Origin of the sequence: Streptomyces fulvoviolaceus (assembly GCF_000718165.1) — a bacterium.
GTDB classification, from domain to species: domain Bacteria; phylum Actinomycetota; class Actinomycetes; order Streptomycetales; family Streptomycetaceae; genus Streptomyces; species Streptomyces fulvoviolaceus.
In genome coordinates this window covers 1-220 of the sequence record NZ_JOEY01000240.1, presented here as the reverse complement: position 1 = coordinate 220, position 220 = coordinate 1, and the positions used below count along the sequence as shown (strand labels likewise).

Genomic DNA, 220 nt, shown 5'->3' with positions numbered 1-220 from the left:
GATCGGCGTCGACATGAACGCCGACCACCTCGCCGCCTGGCGCCTCGACACCCACGGCAACCCGACCGGGACCCCGCGCCGCTTCTTCTACGACCTCACAGACACAGCCGATCACCGCGACGCCCAGGTCCGCCACGCCCTCACCCGGCTGCTCAACTGGGCCCGCACCTGCGGAGTGAAAGCCATCGCGGTGGAAGACCTGGACTTCGCCGCGGAGAAG

General features: G+C 69.5%; 1 pseudogene. It reads left to right on the top strand.

Annotation, left to right across the window (positions count from 1 at the left end):
• Window positions 1-220, top strand: a pseudogene (locus IG08_RS0153705) (IS200/IS605 family accessory protein TnpB-related protein); the annotation flags it as partial.